16 protein-coding genes are annotated in these 22,162 nt (G+C 33.0%); 11 read left to right on the forward strand and 5 right to left on the reverse strand.

Annotated elements, in window-relative coordinates; genetic code table 11:
* Positions 1 to 30: 30 nt before the first annotated feature.
* The 4 genes from BMY33_RS06685 to panC all read right to left on the reverse strand — a co-directional run bounded on the left by BMY33_RS06685 (position 31) and on the right by panC (position 3,504).
* Positions 31 to 1,179 (reverse strand): alpha/beta hydrolase, encoded by a 1,149-nt coding sequence (locus BMY33_RS06685; protein WP_091406887.1) that lies wholly within the window; start codon positions 1,177 to 1,179, stop codon positions 31 to 33.
* Between the two features lie 124 nt (positions 1,180 to 1,303).
* Complete coding sequence (locus BMY33_RS06690; RefSeq protein WP_091406889.1) at positions 1,304 to 2,281, reverse strand: lysylphosphatidylglycerol synthase transmembrane domain-containing protein; 978 nt, start codon at positions 2,279 to 2,281, stop codon at positions 1,304 to 1,306.
* 4 nt (positions 2,282 to 2,285) lie between these two features.
* Positions 2,286 to 2,636 carry an aspartate 1-decarboxylase gene (gene panD, locus BMY33_RS06695; protein ID WP_091406890.1) on the reverse strand — a complete coding sequence of 117 codons (351 nt, stop codon included), beginning with the start codon at positions 2,634 to 2,636 and terminating at the stop codon, positions 2,286 to 2,288.
* A gap of 19 nt (positions 2,637 to 2,655) precedes the next feature.
* Positions 2,656 to 3,504 (reverse strand): pantoate--beta-alanine ligase, encoded by an 849-nt coding sequence (gene panC / locus BMY33_RS06700; protein WP_091406892.1) that lies wholly within the window; start codon positions 3,502 to 3,504, stop codon positions 2,656 to 2,658.
* A 108-nt stretch (positions 3,505 to 3,612) separates the two neighbouring features.
* Between panC and BMY33_RS06705 the strand changes: the two genes are divergently transcribed.
* From BMY33_RS06705 to BMY33_RS06730, 6 genes are all read left to right on the forward strand, one after another.
* A complete protein-coding gene (locus BMY33_RS06705; RefSeq protein WP_091406893.1) occupies positions 3,613 to 4,422 on the forward strand; it encodes a glycogen/starch synthase in 810 nt (269 codons plus the stop codon).
* 14 nt (positions 4,423 to 4,436) lie between these two features.
* Complete coding sequence (gene bamH / locus BMY33_RS06710) at positions 4,437 to 6,140, forward strand: BamH family beta-barrel-assembly machinery protein (RefSeq protein ID WP_091406896.1); 1,704 nt, start codon at positions 4,437 to 4,439, stop codon at positions 6,138 to 6,140.
* Positions 6,141 to 6,158: 18 nt separating this feature from the next.
* Complete coding sequence (glmS, locus tag BMY33_RS06715) at positions 6,159 to 8,006, forward strand: glutamine--fructose-6-phosphate transaminase (isomerizing) (protein ID WP_091406899.1); 1,848 nt, start codon at positions 6,159 to 6,161, stop codon at positions 8,004 to 8,006.
* A gap of 200 nt (positions 8,007 to 8,206) precedes the next feature.
* Positions 8,207 to 10,882, forward strand: coding sequence for a TonB-dependent receptor (locus BMY33_RS06720; protein ID WP_091406901.1), 2,676 nt, complete (start codon positions 8,207 to 8,209; stop codon positions 10,880 to 10,882).
* Positions 10,883 to 11,212: 330 nt separating this feature from the next.
* Entirely contained in the window at positions 11,213 to 13,978 is a 2,766-nt protein-coding gene (locus BMY33_RS06725; protein ID WP_091406903.1) for a TonB-dependent receptor, read from the forward strand.
* 31 nt (positions 13,979 to 14,009) lie between these two features.
* Positions 14,010 to 15,569, forward strand: a complete 1,560-nt coding sequence (locus BMY33_RS06730) for an SGNH/GDSL hydrolase family protein (protein WP_091406905.1) — start codon at positions 14,010 to 14,012, stop codon at positions 15,567 to 15,569.
* Between the two features lie 58 nt (positions 15,570 to 15,627).
* Here the strand turns inward: BMY33_RS06730 and BMY33_RS06735 are convergent, their stop codons facing one another.
* On the reverse strand, positions 15,628 to 16,902 hold the full coding sequence (locus tag BMY33_RS06735; protein ID WP_091406907.1) for a sterol desaturase family protein: 1,275 nt from the start codon (positions 16,900 to 16,902) through the stop codon (positions 15,628 to 15,630).
* Between the two features lie 266 nt (positions 16,903 to 17,168).
* Here BMY33_RS06735 and atpD point away from each other — a divergent pair, with 266 nt between their 5' ends.
* From atpD to BMY33_RS06760, 5 genes are all read left to right on the forward strand, one after another.
* Entirely contained in the window at positions 17,169 to 18,677 is a 1,509-nt protein-coding gene (gene atpD / locus BMY33_RS06740; protein WP_091406909.1) for a F0F1 ATP synthase subunit beta, read from the forward strand.
* 79 nt (positions 18,678 to 18,756) lie between these two features.
* Positions 18,757 to 19,032 (forward strand): F0F1 ATP synthase subunit delta/epsilon, encoded by a 276-nt coding sequence (locus tag BMY33_RS06745; RefSeq protein WP_027394768.1) that lies wholly within the window; start codon positions 18,757 to 18,759, stop codon positions 19,030 to 19,032.
* A 496-nt stretch (positions 19,033 to 19,528) separates the two neighbouring features.
* A complete protein-coding gene (locus BMY33_RS23395; protein ID WP_170837022.1) occupies positions 19,529 to 19,921 on the forward strand; it encodes a LytR/AlgR family response regulator transcription factor in 393 nt (130 codons plus the stop codon).
* A gap of 130 nt (positions 19,922 to 20,051) precedes the next feature.
* Entirely contained in the window at positions 20,052 to 20,909 is an 858-nt protein-coding gene (locus tag BMY33_RS06755; RefSeq protein WP_091406913.1) for an alpha/beta hydrolase, read from the forward strand.
* Between the two features lie 154 nt (positions 20,910 to 21,063).
* On the forward strand, positions 21,064 to 22,065 hold the full coding sequence (locus BMY33_RS06760) for a hypothetical protein (RefSeq protein WP_091406915.1): 1,002 nt from the start codon (positions 21,064 to 21,066) through the stop codon (positions 22,063 to 22,065).
* Positions 22,066 to 22,162: the final 97 nt, after the last annotated feature.

Raw genomic sequence — 22,162 nt, forward strand, 5'->3', positions numbered from 1 at the left:
AATATGTTTTAAAAAAAGAAGATATTTTAATTAGTAACCAAAATCTTCTTTTATTTTATTTACTTTTTCTAACATATAATCCTTGGTAAGAAAAGCTATTTCATTTAATAAAAACCCATTTTCATAAGCTCTCATTGCTTTTTTAGGCTCTCCTAGTTGTTCGTAACCTAGGCCAAGATAATAATAACCTAACATTGTTTCTGGATGTTCTTTAATAGCTAATTTTCCAAGAGGTTCTAACTCTTCCCACAATTCCTTTTTTTCGATAGCTGTAGAAACCGCAATAAAATCATTTACTCTGATCTGACGTTTGAATCCGTAGAGTTTTTCAGTAGTATTGTATACATCTACTAAATAATCATAAAGAGATGTTTCTAAAGTAAGAATATCTTCCTTGTAAGTCTTTTTACTAATAGGACGATACATTTCGAAAATTGTTTCTAACGCCTTTGGAATTGCTCGACCTACTAAAGTGTAATGAGAGGATTCATCAAAATTATCAAAGAAATAATTAACTTCTGGGTTTTCAATAGTCGATAATTTTTCGTCTACAGCAATCAAGTTTTTCTTAATGTTTTCTGCATCATTTGTGGCTGTAGCGAGGTAGTACCATACATCAGATTTTGCGCTACTTAATACATTAAAAACTCGCTCTTCCATCGGAGGTGTCAATTCCGGACTCAAATTAATATAAGCCTGAAAAATTGGGTTTTCTTTAAATAGAAAGTAATTTATAAAATTAGAAGTATAATCGTGGCCAACTATCATTTTTAGCTGAGCAGTTCTATAGGTTTCATTGATGTAAGGTAGTAATTCTTGACCAATAAATTCGAAAAATTCTGCTCCTTTTCCTTCAGGCAGATAACTAGCTAAATCATATCTGCAGTCATCTTCTCTTGTTTTTCTTTGTAAAACACCTACTACAATTGATTCGGGCATATCTTCCCAATAAGAGAAATAATCAACATTACCAGCTACGGGTTCGAATAAATGATCTCCATCTAATACAATGATCACAGGATACGTTTTATCCTCGTTTTTCTCATAATTACGTGGTAGTTGGATTTTCAAATCTCGGTTTTGATCTAATTTTATAGATCTAAATGTTTCATATTTTACCTGTCCAAACGAGATAGAGGTAAAGAAGGATATAAGAATTAAAAATAGACTTTTCTTCATAAGTAGTAAGATTAAGGTTAAGCGAGTGACAAGATATAAATTATTTTAAATCTTTAAAATTTTATAATTTAATAGATGGAAAACAATTAATACATTGTTTATAAAGGGTTTAATGTTTTTTGTTTTATGTTGTTTTCCCTCTGTTTAAAATAGGTAGGAATAAAAATGATAACGCTCCAACAACAATATTTATTGCTGTTTGTGAGCCCCATAGAATCCATCCAAAAGCTTCTCCATCACTTTTTTCGAAACCAAAAAAGACAAAAACAGCACCAACAACAATCGGAAATGGTAAAATACCTATACCACCATTAGTAGTAGACATAGAAAAAGAGCCAACTACGAATGCAACTAGAATTACTCCCATAGAAGCACTGTGTAAATTAGGAACAGCAAATTTTATGACATAAAACATAAGTATATATAGAAACCAAATTAATAAGGTGTGAAAAAGAAAAGCCCATTTTTGTTTCATTGCAAATATGCTTTTCATTCCATCCAATAAACCCATTCCGAAATCTCTAATTTTAATAATCCATTTATTGGATGATTTTTGAAGAATCTTAAGTCCTAAAATTCCTATTAGAATTAATGACAATATAATCCCTAGTGTAAATAAAGGATTAATATTTTTTTCTTCAAGGAAGTTAAGTAAATATTCGGTTTGCAAAATACCAGCACCTGCAGTGACAATGATTAGCATAATGAGGTCTATAATTCTTTCGGAAACTATAGTTCCAAACGCTTTTTCGAAAGGAATTTTTTCATAAGTCGATATAGTAAATCCGCGTAAAACCTCTCCGGATCTAGGTACGCCAAGATTCGCTAAATAACCAGCCATTACAGCCATAAAACTATTGTATAGTTTAGGGTTATGTCCTAATGGAGTTAATAAGAACTTCCAACGATATGCCCTTGAAATATGAGAAATAATACCAAGTCCGAGAGATAGTAAAACCCAAATTGGATCAGCATTCTTAATGTTTTGTAATAGTTCCTTTCTATATTCTGGAGTTGCCGAACTTAGAAAGTACCAAATTAAAAAAACTCCCAACATAAATGGGAGTATTATTTTTAAGAATTTTATAAGTTTAGGGTTCACTCTTTTACTTTAGTAAATTGTTTTCCTCGTTAGGAAATAAAAGTGATGGTTTAAATTTTTTAGCTTCTTCAATATCCATCATTGCATAGGTGATAAGAATTAAGATATCTCCTTTAGCTACTTTTCTGGCAGCAGCTCCGTTTAGTGTGATTTCTCCACTATTTCTTGGGCCTGGAATTGCATAGGTTTCTAGTCGTTCGCCATTGTTGTTGTTGACGATCTGTACTTTTTCACCTTCTATTATATTAGCGGCATCCATTAAATCTTCATCAATGGTTATGCTTCCTATATAATTGAGATCCGCGCCTGTTACCTTAACGCGGTGAATTTTGGATTTTACAACGTGTACAAACATGTTACAAATTTAGTTAATTTTAATTTAGGGCTATGTTATCAATAAGTCTAACTTCTCCTGCAAAAACTGCTATAAAAGCTCGATATTTAGTGTCCTTCCGTTTTCTTCGGATTGATTTTAGGTTGGAAACTTTAGCAATTTCAAAATATTCTAATTCTAGTAGATCATTATTTTTAAATTGTTCCGTAATCCAATCTGTTAAATTCTTTACACTTTTTGTGCCAAAATCATTTTTGACCTGATTTAGTGTTTTATAAATCAAAGGAGATGCTTGAAGCTGTTTTTGACTTAACCTCTTATTTCTTGAACTTAGTGCTAAACCACTTTCTTCTCTATAAATTGGACATCCTATAATTTCTAATGACATTTTTTCTATAGTCACTAATTTTCTGACAATTTGAAGTTGTTGAAAATCTTTTTCGCCAAAATAAGCCTTGGTTGGGGAAACTATAGTAAAAAAATGTTTAAGTACTGTTCCTACTCCATCAAAATGGCCGGGTCTAAATTTACCTTCCATTTCATTTTCTAGTCCTTTAAAGTCATATTTGATTGATTTTGTTTCTTCTCCATATATTTCCTTAGGAAGAGGAGCAAAAACAATAATATCATCAGATACTTTAGATAAAAGTGCAATATCAGATTCTAGAGTACGTGGATAATTTATTAAATCTTCAGAATTGTTAAACTGAGTGGGATTAACAAATATACTCACTATCACAACTTGATTTTCGTCAATAGCTCTTTTTACCAAAGCAAGGTGACCTTGGTGTAAAGCTCCCATTGTCGGGACAAAACCAATGCTTTTTTTTTGTTTATGTAAGTCTGCAACATGTTGTTTAACGTCCAGTCTTTTCTCGTATACCCGCATTTATCTAAAAGTTAAAGGCGTGCAAAAATAAGATATTACTGGCAGACTACATAAATTTTCGTAATTTTGCAAAAATTTATTCCGAAGGAGACGAGAAAAGTAGATCATATGAAAGACAAGAGGATATTGTACGTATCATCAGAAGTAATACCTTACCTACCAGAGACAGAGATTTCATCAATGTCCTTTGAAGCACCACGTATGGTAAATAGTAAAGGCGGGCAAATTAGAATTTTTATGCCTAGATATGGAAATATTAATGAACGCAGACATCAGTTACACGAAGTAATTCGTTTATCAGGGATGAACCTAGTAATTAATGATCTAGATATGCCTTTAATTATCAAAGTAGCTTCTATCCCGAAAGAAAGGATGCAGGTATATTTTATTGATAATGAAGATTATTTCAAAAGAAAGGCAACACTAACTGATGAAGAAGGAAACTTGTTTCCAGATAATGATGAGCGAGCAATATTTTTTGCAAAAGGTGTTATTGAAACAGTTAAAAAATTAAATTGGTCTCCAGACGTGATTCACGTTCACGGATGGTTAGCTTCGATGCTTCCGCTGTATTTAAGAAACTATTATGCTAATGAACCTTTGTTTAACGATAGTAAGATTGTAACCTCGGTTTATGATCATGGGTATAAAGGTACATTAGATAAAAATATGTTGGAGAAAGTGAAGTTTGATGGTATTGATGAGGATAAGATCACTGATTTAGCAAAGCCGACATATAACAATGTTATGAAAGTTGCTATTGATAATTCTGATGCTATCATTGTTGGATCAGAAGAAATTCCGGCGGAGCTTTCCAAACATTTAGAAACTATCGACCAACCTGTATTAGAATATAAAAAACCAGATGAATTTGCGGATGCCTATGAAGCCTTCTATCAAACAGAGGTGTTGGTATAGCAATAGGAACTATTATGAATTTGAAAAATGTATTGATCAAAATAACAGTTATAGTAGCTGTTGTTTTTACTATTGTATCTTGTGACGATGATTTTAATTCTGTTGGAAGTGAGGTAATTGGAGATGTAAACTTTGAGGATAATGAGTATAATGCAGTTCCTATAGCTTATAGTAAAAGGTTCGGAAGAGTACAAACAAGTGGTTTGCCGAATAATTTATTAGGTATTTATACTGATCCAGTATATGGGCAATCTACGTATAATGTATTATCGCAGGTATTACCTAGTAGAATAAACCCAACTTTTGGAGACAATGCGGTTTTAGATAGTGTGGTATTGAGATTGTCTTATTTTAGTGAACTAACAGAAACTGTTACGGATGATGATGGAGTAGTGACTAATACATTTGAATTAGACTCTGTTTATGGTTCGGGAACAGTTAATTTATCACTTTATCGATCTGATTATTTTTTGAGAGATTTTGATTTAGATGAAGGTTCTGAGCAAAGACAAATATATTATTCCAATGATATAAGAGAAAACTTTGGGCCAACTGTAGAAGATAGATTGTTATTTGAGATAAACAATTTCAGGCCTGAAGCAAGTGAAATTCAGCTTCTAACCGAAGATGATGATACAGATGAAGATACCGATCCTCAGGTGAGTACAATCATACCGGCATTAAGACAGGTGTTGATTTCGGATGCAGCTGCAGTAGAGGCGACTGCACTAAACCCTAGTAATGCTAGATTAGGTAATCAAGAACTTATAGATTATTTTACTACAGTGTTTTTGGATAAAGAAGGTAGTATTGAATTAAGTAATGTCAACAACTTTAATAATTATTTTAGAGGTGTTTACTTTAAGGCGGAATTGAATAGTCTTGATGGAAGTTTAGTGTTTTTTGATATAGCAGATGCAAGTATTACTCTGCACTATTCTTTTGATAAAATTGATACTCTAGATGAGGATGAAGATGATGATACAACTGATTTGGTAAAAGATACTGGAGAATTACAATTAAATTTTTCTAATAATATCGTTAATGGTATTGATACAGTTTTTAATACTACTATAGAAGTTGAATTAGCTGATCAGGATGTGGTTAATGGAGAAGAGAATTTATATCTTAAGGGTGGTGAAGGTTCTTTTGCTATTATAGATTTGTTTACTGGTACAGTAACTAATGAAGATGGAGAATCAGAAAGTGAGTTAGAATTTTTAAGAAGACAGGATTGGTTGATTAATGAAGCAAGTATGAAGTTTTATATAAATCAAGATGCGGTATCTTCTGGAGATACAGAGCCAGAAAGAATTTATATCTTTAACTTGGATACAGGTACAGTGCTTATAGATTATCAAGCTGATCCAACTTCTAACCAAGCAGAACCAATTATCTCTGTTACGGAACATTTAGGAGTTATAACAAGAGATAGCGATGAAAATGGTGAGTTTTATAAAATTAGATTAACAAGACATATAATTGATGTTTTAAATGAGGGTGATGATAATGTAAAATTAGGATTATCCGTATCTCAAAACGTTAATATTACGGCAAATGCCGAAGGATTTACCCCCGCAAGTACCGAAGATGAAATCATCCCCTTTTCATCTATAATATCTCATGAAGGAACAATTCTTTATGGGACCGGAGCTAGTGTTCCAGAAGAAAAGCGTTTAAAGCTTGATATTTTTTATACGGAATCAAAAAGTAATTAACCGACAAACAATTAAACCATGTGTGGAATAGTAGGGTATATAGGTCATAGGGAAGCCTATCCAATTATATTAAAAGGATTGAAAAGATTAGAGTACAGAGGGTATGACTCAGCTGGAATTGCTCTTTACGATGGACAGGATATAAAATTATCCAAAACCAAAGGTAAAGTGGCAGATCTAGAAGAAAGATTGGTAAAAGAAATTTCTACGAATGGAAATGTAGGGATTGGTCATACTAGATGGGCTACTCACGGAGTGCCAAATGATGTGAATTCTCATCCGCATTACTCTAACTCAGGTGATTTGGTGATTATTCATAATGGTATTATTGAAAATTATGAATCCCTTAGAAAAGAGTTAATAAATCGAGGGTATACTTTTACCTCAGAAACGGACACCGAAGTTTTAGTGAATCTAATAGAGGATGTGAAAACGAAGGAAGGTGTAAAATTAGGAAAAGCTGTTCAGATTGCTTTAAATCAAACTGTTGGAGCTTATGCTATCGCCGTTTTTGATAAAAAAAAGCCAGATGAGATTGTTGTTGCAAGATTAGGGAGTCCATTGGCTATTGGAGTAGGAGAAGATGAATTTTTTATAGCCTCGGATGCGTCACCGTTTATAGAATATACTAATAACGCAATATATCTTGAAGATGGTGAAATGGCAATTGTTCGTCGAAATAAAGGTATAAAAGTTAGAAAGATAAAGGATGATAGTTTGGTAGATCCTTATTTACAGGAACTACAGATTAATCTAGAGCAAATTGAAAAAGGTGGATATGACCATTTCATGCTTAAAGAGATTTATGAACAACCAAGTGCCATTAGTGATACATATAGAGGTAGAATAAGAGTTGCTGAAGGGATTATAAAAATGGCAGGGATTGATGATAATTTAGCGAAATTGTTAAACGCTAAACGAATTATTGTGATCGCTTGTGGAACCTCTTGGCATGCGGGTCTTGTTGCTGAATATATTTTTGAGGAACTTGTACGAATTCCTGTAGAAGTCGAGTACGCTTCTGAATTTAGATATAGAAACCCTGTAATTCACCAGGATGATGTGGTTATTGCAATATCTCAAAGTGGAGAGACTGCTGATACCATGGCAGCGATTAAATTAGCTAAAGAAAGAGGAGCATTTGTTTTTGGAGTATGTAATGTGGTTGGATCTTCTATTTCTAGAGAAACTCATGCTGGAGCATATACCCATGCAGGACCTGAAATAGGTGTAGCTTCTACAAAAGCATTTACTACTCAGATTACTGTACTATCTTTAATTGCATTGAAATTAGCTGAAAGAAAAGGAACTATTTCTAATAGTGATTTTCATTATTATCTTCAGGAATTAGAACGTGTTCCCGAAAAAGTGAAGATTGCTTTAGAATCTAACGAGCATATAAAATTAATTGCGGATAAGTATAAGGACGCAAAGAATTTCTTGTATTTAGGAAGAGGATATAACTTTCCAGTAGCTTTGGAAGGAGCTTTGAAGTTAAAAGAGATTTCCTATATCCATGCTGAAGGATACCCTGCTGCGGAAATGAAACATGGTCCAATAGCGTTAATAGATGAGCAAATGCCTGTTGTCGTTATTGCGACTAAAAAAGGGCACTATGATAAGGTTGTTAGTAATATTCAAGAAATTAAATCGAGAAAAGGGAAGATTATTGGGATTGTTACCGAAGGTGATGAAACTGTAAAAGGACTCGCGGATCACGTAATTGAAATACCAGAAACTATTGAGTTTTTAACACCTTTACTAACGACAATACCACTTCAGTTATTATCATATCATATTGCTGTTATGTTGGATAAGAATGTAGATCAGCCAAGAAATTTGGCGAAATCCGTAACCGTTGAGTAGTAGATATAAATAGACGAAATACATATTTAAATGCAAAAAAGTACGATATGTCGTACTTTTTTGCATTTAATCGATAAAAACTAACTTAAAAATTGTTGTTTTATAACTTTTTTTAGTAGTTTCGCCGCCGAAATTATATAGATTTCGTTTTTACAAATTTAAGTTCCCCCAACAAACTTAAGCTTTAAAATAACCTATTTATGAAAAAATTTACTTTTATAGTAACGCTATTTATATGCGTTATTAGTAATGCTCAGACCGCAATTAGCGGTAGAGTGATTGATGAGTTTAATCAACCAATTCCAGGAGCTAATATCTCATTAAAAGGAGATGCAATAGGAACAGTTACCGATTTTGATGGTCTTTTTACGTTAAAAGTGACTCAAGAACTACCTTTTACAATTACGGCAAGTAGTATTGGATACGAGGCTAGTTCGGTAGAAGTAACTTCAGAATCAGAAGAAGTGGTAATAGTCCTTTCAGAAGGTAATGTTCTTGATTTGATTGTAATATCAGCCTCTAGAGCACCAGAACGTTTATTTGAATCACCGGTAAGTATTGAAAGATTCGGTGTTAAAGAAATTAAAAATACGCCATCTGTAGATTTCTATGATGGTTTGGAAAACTTAAAAGGAGTAGATGTAAACACGAATAGTTTAACCTTTAAATCCATTAATACTAGAGGTTTTGCTTCATTTACGAATACCCGTTTTGTTCAGTTAATAGATGGAATGGATAACACTTCTCCTTCATTAAACTTTGCATTAGGTAACCTTATTGGAATGAATGAGTTGGATGTGGAAAATGTCGAGCTTCTTCCTGGAGCCTCTTCTGCACTATACGGAGCGAATGCCTTTAATGGTATTTTGTTTATGACCAGTAAAAGTCCTTTTGAGAAACAGGGTATTAGTGCTTACGCTAAAGGTGGTATTACATCTCAAGAAGCTGCAGGTAATAATGAATTTTACGATGTAGGTGTAAGAGTTGCTCATGCTTTTACAGATAATTTTGCAGCTAAAGCAAACTTTTCATATTTAAATGGTACAGATTGGTTTGCAATAAGTCAAGATAATATAGAGAATCCGGGGTTAAGTAGAGAATTAGATCCTGCTTATAATGGATTAAATGTATACGGAGATGAAGTAAGAGCACTTCTTCCTGGTGCTGGTGTTGTTACTAGAACTGGATATAATGAATCTGATCTTACAGATTATAATGCCGAAAGCATTAAGTTTGATGGAGCAGTTCATTACAAGCCTTTCAATGATGATTTCGAGATTATTTATGCAGGTAAATTAGGAAAAGGACAAACGATTTTTCAAGATTCGAACAGATTTTCTTTAAAAGATTTCTTTTTTCAGCAGCATAAATTAGAGGTTAGAAATAATAACTTCTTTGTGAGAGGGTATATTTCTGCAGAAGATGCTGGTGATACTTATGATTTACGATTTACTGGTATTAATATTAATAGAACTTGGAAAAGTGATGAAGATTGGTTTAATCAATACGCTGTTACTTTTGCTAATGCTGCCGGTACGGATCAGGAAAGACATCAAGCTGCTAGGGATTTTGCAGATACAGGTAGATTAGAGCCAGGCTCAGTTGGTTTTGAAAGTGCTTTTAATGAAGTAACAAGTACTCCAGATTTTCAAACTGGATCAAGATTTAAATCTAAAACAGAGTTAAGACACGTAGATGCTAATTATAATTTAGGACATATCACAAATAATTTTGCTGATATTCAGGTTGGTGGATCTTTTAGAGAGTACTCTTTAAACTCTGCAGGTACTTTTTATACTGATTTTGATGGAGCAATTAATTACTCAGAAATTGGAGTATATTCACAAATTCAGAAAAAGTTATTAGACGATAGATTAAAATTAACGGGATCTGTTCGTTATGATAAATCACAATTGTTTGATGGTAACTTCTCCCCAAGATTTTCAGTAGGATATACACTTGGTAAGAATAGAAACCGTAATCTTCGTGCTTCTATTCAAACAGGTTTTAGAAACCCAACGACTCAAGATTTGTATTTGGGACTTGATATAGGTGAAGGAGCAATTGTAGGTTCGGCACCTGATAATTTAGATCGTTTTACAAGAACAATAAACGGTATAGCGATAACGGGTCGTGCAGCTTATGAAAATTCATATACTGCAGAATCTGTAGAAGCATTTATTAGATCTGGTGGAACTGCAAATTTAGAAATTGCTAATCCTGATATTGTACAGCCAGAAAGAGTAACAGCTATTGAAATAGGATATAGAGCAGATTTTGGTAAATTTTTATTAGATCTAAGTGGTTATTATAATATGTATGAAGATTTTATTTCTACAATTGATGTAGTTAGTCCTTTAGCTGGTAACGTAGGTACTCCAGAAGCCGAAGGAGCAATAGGAACAGGGAACTTTGCAGGTTTTCAAACGATTACTAATTCTGATGTAGATATTAACTCTTATGGTGCTATATTAGGTGTTAGCGCTAAGGTATTTGGAGATTTTGATTTAGGAGCAAGTTATACCTATGCTAAACAAGATTTTGATCAAAATGAAGATCCAGGTTTTAGAACTAATTTTAATACACCTGAGCACAAAGCGAAATTAAATTTCGGACATGATAATTTATTTAGAAATTTTGGTTTCAATACTGCTGTGAAGTGGAGTGAAGAGTATGTTTGGGAATCTGCATTTGCTGTAGGTGATGTTCCGTCGTTTACCGTTTTTGATGCGCAGGTTAACTATAGAATACCATCATTAAAAACAACTCTTAAGCTCGGTGGAACTAATATTGGAGGTAACGAGTATTTCACTGCGGTGGGAACTGCTCCTATTGGTTCATTATATTACTTAGGACTTACAATTAATAACTTCTAAGTTAGATTAATATATTGGTGATAATAATATAATTGATTTTTAATGAAGTGTCTGAAAATCAATTAATTATTAAAGAAAAATAAAATTATATGGAAGCCTGTCTTAATTTTAAGACAGGTTTTTTTTATGGAAAAAAACTAAAAATTCCTATTAAAAATAGAACATGATCCATGAGTTTATTTTATTCGAAAATCAATTATTGAAGAAAGAAATAATAAAATCATCAAAATAAAAGTATTAAGTTTATGAAAAACACATGATTTTAACTTTTTTTTAAAGAATTGACAAAAAAACGTATATTGTTGTCATAACATAAAAACTAATTAGGATATGAGGACAATTACGTTAGTAATAATGCTTTTTTTTGGCATTATTACTACTGCACAAACAACAATTAGTGGAAAGGTCGTTGATGATAACAATCAACCAATTCCTGGGGCGAACATTGCTTTACAAGGGGCTTCTGTAGGTACTGTTACGGATTTTGATGGATTATTTACATTAACACTGGAGGAAACCCCTCCTTTTACTATTATAGTAAGTAGTGTTGGTTTTGAGACTACTAATGTAAATATTACATCTAGCTCAAGTGATTTAACGATTACTTTAAAAGAAGGAACAGAATTAGATGAAGTTATTATTTCTGCTTCTAGAACACCAGAACGAGTATTTGAATCTCCAGTAAGTGTAGAGCGTTTTGGAATTAAGAAAATTAAAACGACACCTGCAGCAGACTTTTATGATGGTTTAGAAAATTTAAAAGGGGTTGATATTAATACGAATAGTTTAACTTTTAAATCAGTAAATACTAGGGGATTTGCAGATTTTGCTAATACTAGATTTGTACAGTTAGTGGACGGAATGGACAATTCTGCGCCTGCATTAAATTTTGTTCTTGGTAATTTATTGGGGATGACTGAATTGGATGTAAACAGTGTTGAGTTGCTTCCAGGAGCATCTTCTGCGTTATATGGAGCAAATGCCTTTAATGGAATTTTGTTTATGACGAGTAAGAATCCTTTTGATCATCAAGGAATAAGTGCATATTTTAAAGGAGGGATTACTTCTCAAGAAGCTTCTGGTGATAATGAATATTATGACTATGGAATTAGAATTGCACACGCATTTTCGGATAAGTTTGCGGCAAAAGCTAATTTCTCATATCTAAGAGGTACGGATTGGTTTGCTACAAGCGAGGTAAGTGTATCGGATGATATTATTACAGGGACGAGATTGGACCCTAATTATGATGGGCTTAATGTTTATGGAGATGAAGTGAGTACTAATATTAGAGGAGTTGGCGTGGCTTTAGTAAATCTTGGGGTGTTGCCGGCTGGAGCAGAAAATTTACTACCTAATGAAGAAGTGAGTAGAACAGGATATTTAGAAAGTGATCTAAATAATTATAAAGCTGAAAGCATCAAATTTGATGCTGCGTTACATTATCGCCCTTTTGCAAACGATTTTGAGATTATTTATTTAGGAAAGGTTGGTCGTGGTACTACAATTTATCAGGGTGCAAATCGATATTCTATTCGTAATTTCTTCTTACAACAACATAAGTTAGAAATTAAAAACGATAATTTTTTTGTTAGAGGATATATTACGGATGAAGATGCTGGAGATTCATATGATTCCAGATTTACAGGAATCAATATAAACAGATTGTGGAAAGATGATTTAACATGGTTTGGAGAGTATGCTGGAGCGTTTGCGCAAGCAACTCTTGCAGGTCAATTGCCAGAACAAGCTCATTTAATTGCGAGACAAACCGCGGACACGGGAAGATTAATCCCTGGTACTCCAGAGTTTGAAAATGCGTTTAATACGGTGACTACAGATCCTGATCTTGCTACAGGATCAAAATTTCAGGATGCTAGTCAATTAAGGCATGTGGATGTTAATTACAATTTTAGTCATATTACAAAAGATTTTGCAGATATTCAGGTTGGGGGATCATTTAGAGAGTATAAGCTGAATTCTGCCGGAACAATATTTACAGATTTTGACGGACCTATTCGTTATTCTGAGTATGGAGTATATACACAAATCCAAAAAAAGTTAGTTGATGATAGGTTAAAAATAACAGGATCAATTAGATATGATAAATCTGAATTGTTTGATGGGAACTTCTCTCCTAGATTATCTTTGGGTTATACTGCAGGTGCTGATAGGAATCATAATATTCGTTTGTCTGCACAAACTGGTTTTAGAAACCCAGCAACACAGGATTTGTTTATAGGGCTTAATGTTGGTAGAGCAATTCTTGTAGGATCGGCTTCAGAAAATTTAGATAGAGATGTTAGAACTTTTGATTTAAGTGGTGATGGTCAGTTGTTAACGGGAAGTAGTACAGCAGATGTAGTCGGAAGACAAGCTTATGAAAACTCATTTTCGTTAAACTCTGTGTTAGCAGGTAATCCTACAGTTTCAAATGTAGACTTAGTAGAGCCAGAAAAAGTTGTTGCTGTAGAACTTGGATATCGAGGTAAGATAAAGAATTTTGTTATTGACCTAAGTGGTTATTACAATCTTTATACGGACTTTATTTCTACAGAAAATGTATTAGTTCCTCTTTATGGAGAAGTAGGAGATGGTACGTTATCTCTCGCCGCTTTACAAAATGGGGACACTGAAGTGTATCAGGCGTATACTAATTCTGATGTAGATATTAAGTCATTTGGAGGAACTGTTGGTGTAGATACTAAAATATTTGGAAATTTTGATATAGGAGTAAATTATACATTTACAAAGCAAGATTTTGATGAAAATGAAGATCCTGATTTTAGAACCAATTTTAATACCCCAGAACATAAAGTAAAAGCATCGTTTGGTAATACTAGATTATTTAAAAACTTTGGATTTAATACTAGTTGGACTTGGAGTGATTCTTATTTCTGGGAAGCTTCATTTGGAGATGGAAATGTACCATCGTTTAATGTTGTTAATGCCCAAATTAATTATACTATTCCTAAATTAAAAGCAACAATAAAAGGAGGTGCTACTAATATATTAGGAGATGAGTATTTTACTGCTTTTGGTACTGGATTTATTGGATCTCAATATTACATAGGCGTATCCATAAATAACTTGTAAAATAATATAAACGATTTTAAGAAATATAGATATGAATATTCAATATAAATGGCTATTAATCTTATTGGTTTTTGGGATTATAGCTTGTGAATCAGATGATGATTCTGCAACTACTGAAGAAGTGGTGCTTATTTCTGGAACAGCCGATTTTTCGACCTATGTTGCACTAGGAAACTCCTTGACTGCTGGCTTTACAGATGGAGCTCTATTTATTGAGGCACAAGAAAATTCTATGCCCAATATTCTGGCGCAACAATTTGCGTTAGTAGGGGGAGGAGTATTCTCTCAACCTTTAATGAGTGATAATATTGGAGGAGCACTATTGGGAGGGGCTCCTATATTAAATCCTAGATTTTATTTTTACAGTGATCCTGATCCTACTCCTCCTAATTTGTCTGGTCCAAGATTGTTAGGAACTACACCTACAGATGATGTTCCTGAATTGCCAACCACAGAAATTTCTTCTATTTTATCGGGTTCTTTTAATAACATGGGAATTCCAGGAGCAAAAAGTTTTCATTTGTTAGCGAATGGGTATGGTAATATAGCTGGTTTGCCTAGTCTAGCAAATCCTTATTTTGTTCGTATGGCTACTGATCCAAATGCTTCTGTAATTGAAGATGCAATGGTGCAGAATCCTACATTTTTCTCTCTATGGATTGGTAATAATGATGTATTGGGATATGCATTGACGGGAGGAGATGGTACAGATCCGATAACTGATGTTGCTACATTTAATGGAGCATATAATGCATTGGTAGCATCTTTAACATCAGGTGGAGCAAAAGGAGTAATTGCTAATATTCCCGATGTTACTTCAATTCCACATTTTACAACGGTACCTCACAATCCAGTTCCGTTGGATGCAGCAACAGCTGGTTTTTTAAACAGCGTTAATGCTTACGGTGCGTATAATGGTGGGTTGGATGCAACCTTAGCTTTTTTAACAGCAAATCCAGCAACTTTAGGAGCTTTGTTTCCAGCAACATCAGATATGACTTCATTAGAGTTGGCAACAGCTGAAATGGCTAAAAGAAAAATAATGTTTAATGAGGGAGAAGGAAATGCTGTAGTAATTATAGATGAAGACTTAACAGATTTAACAGGTATAAATGGAGCTCTTATAAATATGAGGCAAGCTACTGACGCTGATTTGTTAGTATTGCCTTCTAGTGCTTTTATTGGTACTGAGGCTATTCCTGGAAATCCACAAACGGTAAATGGTGTAGCTATTCCTTTGGCTGATAAATGGGTGTTGACACCAGAGGAACAGGAAGAAATAGCGGTGGCTACAACAGCATTTAATGCTACAATTGCTGCTGCTGCACAACAAGCGGGATTGGCATTTGTAGACACAAATGCTTTATTAGTTGCGGCTTCCGATGGAGGAACTACTTTTGATGAATTTTTATTACAAAGTAATTTGGTGTTCGGAGGATTGTTTTCATTAGATGGAGTGCATCCTACTGCTCGTGGATATGCATTTATTGCTAATGAAACTATGAAAGCAATTAATACGACTTATGGTTCTAATTTGCCAATGGTAAAAGCGGTAGATTATCCAACATTTTATTCACCGATGTTACAATAGAATTCAAATGTTTTAAATAGAAAGCCAATAAAGAAAGACTCTTCTTTATTGGCTTTTTTTATGTAATCGGTTTAAATGTTTTGGTAACATATTTTCTTTCGATAAACTGAAAGTATATTGATATTATAAAAGATAAAACAATATATATAAATATAGCATAGGTCGCTCTTGATAGAATATTATCTATTCCAAACCAACCACCTTCTTGAATAATGAAATATATTCCAAGGTTAAGTTTTACAAATTCTGCATAAATAGAAATAATATTTCTATCCATTAAAGAAGTGTAAGCAAATATAGAGGTAACTAAAAAGATAGCGTACTTTATAATTTGTGTGAATTCTAAATTTCCAAAACTGATTAACAAGTAATATAATAATGTTACAGTGATTATTAATTGCGTCCAAGACCATAATTGCAAAAGTAATGAGCTTTCAGTTTGATATTTTTCCCTAACATAAGGGTTGGTTGTTATTTTAATAGGATATTTTTCTTTTACATCATCGGGTCTCCATCCTGTTGGCATATACCAGATTTTGATTTTATCAAAAATATTTTCTGTTCTCCAAGCGTCTTTAAGTATTCCCCATACGTGTATAAAGTTAATTAGAAATGGGTTCCAAGTATTTACTTGTTTTTTAACTCCATATACTGGTGGTTTTTCAAAAATTTCTTCTTGAAATGTTCCAAATAACTTATCCCAAAAAATAAAAATCTGAGCATAATTCTTATCAAGATATTCGTCATTTATTGCATGGTGGACCCTATGATGCGATGGGGTAACAATAATGTGTTCCAAAACGCCCATTTTATTTATTAATCGAGTATGATACCAAAATTGAGCAAATAAATGTATTGGAGCAACAAGAGCTACAACAGTTGCTGGTATTCCTAATAAAGCTAAAGGTATATAGAGAAAGAAATAAATGGATATAATAGCAGAAATACTTTGACGAAGTGCACATGCTAAGTTAAATTCTTCACTACTATGATGTATAATATGTCTGTTCCAAAATAAATTTATAGTATGATTAAAACGGTGAGACCAGTATCCTGCGAAATCTAAACCTATAAATGTTAATATGTAAACTAATAAAGAAGATTTGATCTTAATCAATGCTATATGATCTACCATCCAATCATAACTAATAATAATTACCGCAAGTCCTGTTAAACTTCTTAAAGTGTCAGTAATGCCAGAACTAATACTAGAGATAGTGTCCATGGATTGATTTACCGAAATTCCTTTCCATCTACTTACTATGTACTCTAGAAGTATTAGAACTATGAAACCCGGTATAGTATAAGTGAGTGCCTGAGCGTATGTTTCCATGGTTTTACGAAAAATTAGATAAGAACATTATGTTTGTAGGAAAAGTACGATTTAATGATTTTAAAATCAAATAAAACTATTCTAAAATCAATACTTTTTGCGTGGTGTATAAGCTTTAGATTTAGACATGAAAAAAACAAAATAAAAGAGGCTATTTTATTCATTTTAAAAGCCTATATTTGCAGCCTGAAAAAAGGTCGTATTCGATACATTCGGAAAAAGGGTCTTTTTAAATAGTTAAATACTAAACATTAAATAGTTATATAATGTCTCAAGTTACGGGTAAAGTATCACAAATTGTAGGTCCGGTTATAGACGTAGCATTCGCTGCCGGTACTGAATTACCAAAAATTTACGATTCGTTAGAAATTAATAAAGTAGACGGTACCAAGTTGGTGTTAGAGATTCAGTCTCACATTGGTGAAGATACTGTTCGTACTATTGCGATGGATTCCAGTGATGGATTAAGCAGAGGAATGGAAGCTGTTGGAACAGGAGCTCCAATCCAAATGCCAATCGGAGGAGATGTATACGGACGTCTATTTAATGTAATTGGTGACGCAATTGATGGTCTTGGAGATCTTCCTAAAACAGGAGATAATGGTCTTTCTATCCACCGTCAAGCACCTAAATTTGAAGATTTATCAACTTCTACAGAAGTTTTATTTACTGGTATTAAAGTAATTGATCTTATCGAACCTTATGCAAAAGGAGGAAAGATTGGATTATTTGGTGGTGCTGGAGTAGGTAAAACAGTATTGATCCAGGAGTTGATTAACAATATTGCAAAAGGTCACGGTGGTCTTTCTGTATTCGCAGGAGTAGGAGAAAGAACTCGTGAAGGAAATGATTTACTTCGTGAGATGTTAGAATCAGGAATTATCAAGTATGGTGATGACTTTATGCATTCTATGGAAGAAGGAGGATGGGATCTTTCTAAGGTTGATAAAGAAGTAATGAAAGAATCGAAAGCTACTTTCGTATTCGGTCAGATGAATGAGCCACCAGGAGCACGTGCACGTGTTGCACTTTCTGGTCTTACAATAGCAGAATATTTCCGTGATGGAGCTGGAGACGGACAAGGAAAAGATGTACTTTTCTTCGTAGATAATATCTTCCGTTTTACGCAAGCAGGTTCTGAGGTGTCAGCACTTCTAGGGCGTATGCCATCGGCGGTAGGATATCAGCCAACATTAGCAACAGAAATGGGTGTGATGCAGGAGCGTATTACTTCTACTAAGAAAGGATCTATTACATCTGTACAGGCGGTTTACGTACCTGCAGATGATTTAACGGATCCGGCACCAGCAACAACATTTGCTCACTTGGATGCAACAACAGTATTATCTCGTAAGATTGCTGAGCTTGGTATTTATCCAGCGGTAGATCCATTAGATTCTACATCAAGAATTCTTACAGCAGATATCCTAGGAGATGAGCACTATAACTGTGCACAAAGAGTAAAAGAGTTGTTACAACGTTATAAAGAATTACAAGATATTATCGCTATCCTTGGTATGGAAGAATTATCTGAAGAAGATAAGTTAGCGGTAGGACGTGCACGTCGTGTACAACGTTTCTTATCTCAGCCATTCCACGTAGCAGAACAGTTTACAGGTATCCCAGGATGTTTAGTAGATATTAAAGATACTATTAAGGCATTTACGATGATTATGGACGGTGAATTAGATCACTTGCCAGAAGCAGCGTTTAACCTTAAAGGAACAATCGAAGAAGCTATCGAAGCTGGTGAGAAAATGTTAGCTGAAGCGTAATTTAGTTAATTGTTGATAGTGAATAATTTTAGAATTTGAAAAATTACCAATCAACAACAAACAAGAAATAACTATACATATGTATTTAGAAATAGTAACTCCAGAAGCGGTCTTATTTAGTGGCGAGGTAACTTCGGTTGCTGTACCAGGTGTGAACGGAGAATTTCAGATGTTGGATAATCATGCACCAATCGTTTCTTTATTAGGAAAAGGAAATGTAAAAGTGTATGGAGATATGAATCTAGAAGAAGAAGTAGCAGAGAAGTTTTCTAAAGAAAATGGAGTTACACTTCTTTCTATTAATTCTGGAACTATCGAAATGAAAGATAACAAAGTAATTGTTTTAGCTGACTAAATGTATTATTATTAGTTATTACAATTCTAAAGATTATTATATTTAATCCCTGTTATATACTAACAGGGATTTTTTTATGCTTTTTAATAAGTCTTTTCCATATTCTACTTCTATAACAAATAACGTGAAGATTGCGGCCATTTTGAGTTTCGCTGTGGTTTTTATACTTATTTTTTTGCAACCTTTTGGAGCAAATAACTTTAATCATCCTTATAAGGACCTTTATTTTATAGGCTATGGAATTATTTCGTTTATAGTATATCTTTCTCTTTATTTTTTATCGAGATACTATTACTCGAATTTTAAAAGGTGGAGATGGAGTGAGGAATTTGTGTTTTGTTTTCTCTACGTTTCGATTGCAATTATTATTTCGTTTTTTTATACCGAACTATCTATAAATAAAAGGTCAAACTTTATCAATTTTGATTTTTTCATTAAGTGGTTTCGATTTATATTTCTCGGTTTTGGAATAATTTTATCCATAGTATCATTTTTTTTGAGAAACTACTACGGAAAAATAATTGAGAGTGTAGAAAAAACTGATTTAAGTTATAATAGAAAAGTGTTACTAAAGAGTTCTTTGAAAAAGGAATCTTTTTTGGTGGTATTAGCAAAAGTTATCTATGTTAAGTCAGAAGATAATTACGTGAACATTTATTATGAAGAAGATCAAGAGATAAAGAAGAAAGTAATGCGTAACACACTTTCTTCGGTATTTGGTCAATTAGAAAGTATGATTAGAGTCCATAGATCGTATATTATTAATCCGAGTTATATTTCTTCATTAGAAGGTAATGCGCAGAATGGTAAAGTGCGTTTGGATAATATAGAAGAAGTCATTCCTGTGTCTAAAACTTATTTTGATGAGGTAAAATCTCATACGAATTGACCCCAGAAAAGTAAAACTTCACCACAAAAAATATTTCTCTACCACAAAAAGTATGTAATCATCACATTCTTTTTTTTGTGCGAAGTATAGCACGTTTATTTGAATCATTAAACGATTAGAAATATTACAAATGAAGACATTTATTAAAGCAGGAAAGATAATTATCGCAGCGACGATTCTCTTAATGGTTGGAAGTATACTATACATCAGATTTTCTAGATATACTGATGCAATGATTTATCACACCAATGGATTAGAATATGAAAATTTTGAAACCTCTATGAATCATTCAGAGTACTATTTTGAAATTGATCAGAATACTCAATTACATGGAGTTTTGTTTAAACCGAAGACTCAAGATCCAATAGTTACTATTATTCATTATTCTGGTAAAGGGATGCATTTAATGGCATCCCGAAAATATTATGAAATATTAACAAAAAAAGGGTTTCAAGTATTTAGTTTTGAACGTAGAGATTTTGGAAGATCCACTGGAGTAGCTGATAATTCATTAAAGCTGAAAGAAGATGCTTTATATGTATTTGATAAAATAGTAGCTGATGAAAATATGACAGAAATACCTATAATTATTTGGGGGCAATCGTTGGGCGGTGCTTTTGCTGTGATGAATGCAGCAGAACGTAATGATAAGATAGCAGGAGTACTTGTAGAGGGCACGTTTAATTCATTTCCTGATATAGGAAAAGTGTATGCTAAAGCAATAAATCTAGAAAATTTTAAATGGATGATGCCATTATTGATGCATAATGATTTTCCTGCCGAAAAAGAAATAAAAAGAATAAGCAAACCAATAGTTATTGTTCATAGTAATAAGGATGAGCAGGTACCTTATATATTAGGAAAGAAACTTTATGAAGCTTCAAATAAAACGAATACTGAGTTTTGGGAAATTGAAGGAAAGCATATTAATGCGATGTTTGATAATGAAACTGAATATATTCAAAGGTTTATGGATATAATAAATTGACTAGATATTTTTTTTGTTAAGTAACTTTTAAAGAAAGATAACATTCATAACTTTTGATGAATGTTAGTTTCATAAAGCCTTAAAGTTGAAGTAAACCAAACTAAGAATTACAGTATTATTTTTAGGGTTTAACTAACTTAAATATTACCGAAACATGAAAAAAATTCTTATACTTTTAGTTTTAATTACAATTTTTTGCGGATGTGAATCAAATGAGGATATCTACCTTTTTGACGAGAAATTACCAGAAAATAAAAATTCTAGTTTCTATTTGGATCTAGCTTATCAGCACGCTCCGGTACATTATCAAGATGTAGATCGCACAGGTTCTCATGGGTTAAGTGGAAAAGCAGATTATATTACTAGTTATGATTTTGATGGTGATCTCAACGCAAAAAATAATTGGGATAATATAGCAAACTCTTCTAGAAAAGGGAATGCAGTCGGATATTATTCTGTGGTAGAAACAAGTACACATTATTTTATTACATATGCTTTTTTTCATCCAAGAGATTGGACTGATATATGGTTTTTATACAGGCTTGATGAACATGAAAATGATCTTGAAGGTGTGCTTACTATAGTAAAGAAAGATAACTCTACTTATGGTAAAGCTTTAGGTGCTGTAACGGTATTTCACTCAGATTTTTATTCTTATATGGCATCTAATTCTGGTTTGACCAATGGTAATGAAGATATAGACGGTACTTTAACTACACAAAATCATAACGGAGTTAATCGATTTAAAACATCTGCCGAAGCAAAAGGGCATGGTATCAAAGCACACGCAAAACAAGAACCAGGAGGAAGCGATTATGTAGTTTATTTTCCAAGTAAAACTACTAGCGAATACCCATCCGATATTTATGATAGAAACGTAAAATATAGATTAGTTAATATATTCGAAAATGGTGGTATGTGGGATCAGCGTTTTAATACTAACCTTTTTAGTAACGCAAAATCATTTCAGAAATCCTATGGTAATGGAAGCGCCAATGCGCCTTGGAATTGGGATGATAAAAATGACGGAGGCAATCAAGGTTTATTAGCAGGAGGTATTGCATATTATCCTGCACATTTGGTAGATGAGTATTTTAATGGTTTAGGAAGTTTTAGCAAGACTTATGTATACAATCCCTACTTGGGGATTGAATAATGTTTTTTATGTTAGATTAATATGTAAGAAGCTACAACATATATATGTTGTAGCTTCTTTTCGTATCCTAAATGATCAAAAGCTTGATAATGATCAG

The sequence above is a fragment of the Aquimarina amphilecti genome (assembly GCF_900109375.1).
GTDB classification, from domain to species: Bacteria; Bacteroidota; Bacteroidia; order Flavobacteriales; family Flavobacteriaceae; genus Aquimarina; species Aquimarina amphilecti.

Coding starts and splice junctions, on each gene's coding strand:
- BMY33_RS06725 (WP_091406903.1), top strand. CDS start 11,213: ATGAGGACAATTACGTTAGTAATAATGCTTTTTTTTGGCATTATTACT.
- bamH (WP_091406896.1), top strand. CDS start 4,437: ATGAATTTGAAAAATGTATTGATCAAAATAACAGTTATAGTAGCTGTT.
- BMY33_RS06730 (WP_091406905.1), top strand. CDS start 14,010: ATGAATATTCAATATAAATGGCTATTAATCTTATTGGTTTTTGGGATT.
- BMY33_RS06720 (WP_091406901.1), top strand. CDS start 8,207: ATGAAAAAATTTACTTTTATAGTAACGCTATTTATATGCGTTATTAGT.
- BMY33_RS06705 (WP_091406893.1), top strand. CDS start 3,613: ATGAAAGACAAGAGGATATTGTACGTATCATCAGAAGTAATACCTTAC.
- BMY33_RS06760 (WP_091406915.1), top strand. CDS start 21,064: ATGAAAAAAATTCTTATACTTTTAGTTTTAATTACAATTTTTTGCGGA.
- BMY33_RS06745 (WP_027394768.1), top strand. CDS start 18,757: ATGTATTTAGAAATAGTAACTCCAGAAGCGGTCTTATTTAGTGGCGAG.
- BMY33_RS06735 (WP_091406907.1), bottom strand. CDS start 16,902: ATGGAAACATACGCTCAGGCACTCACTTATACTATACCGGGTTTCATA.
- glmS (WP_091406899.1), top strand. CDS start 6,159: ATGTGTGGAATAGTAGGGTATATAGGTCATAGGGAAGCCTATCCAATT.
- atpD (WP_091406909.1), top strand. CDS start 17,169: ATGTCTCAAGTTACGGGTAAAGTATCACAAATTGTAGGTCCGGTTATA.
- BMY33_RS06755 (WP_091406913.1), top strand. CDS start 20,052: ATGAAGACATTTATTAAAGCAGGAAAGATAATTATCGCAGCGACGATT.
- panD (WP_091406890.1), bottom strand. CDS start 2,636: ATGTTTGTACACGTTGTAAAATCCAAAATTCACCGCGTTAAGGTAACA.
- BMY33_RS06685 (WP_091406887.1), bottom strand. CDS start 1,179: ATGAAGAAAAGTCTATTTTTAATTCTTATATCCTTCTTTACCTCTATC.
- panC (WP_091406892.1), bottom strand. CDS start 3,504: ATGCGGGTATACGAGAAAAGACTGGACGTTAAACAACATGTTGCAGAC.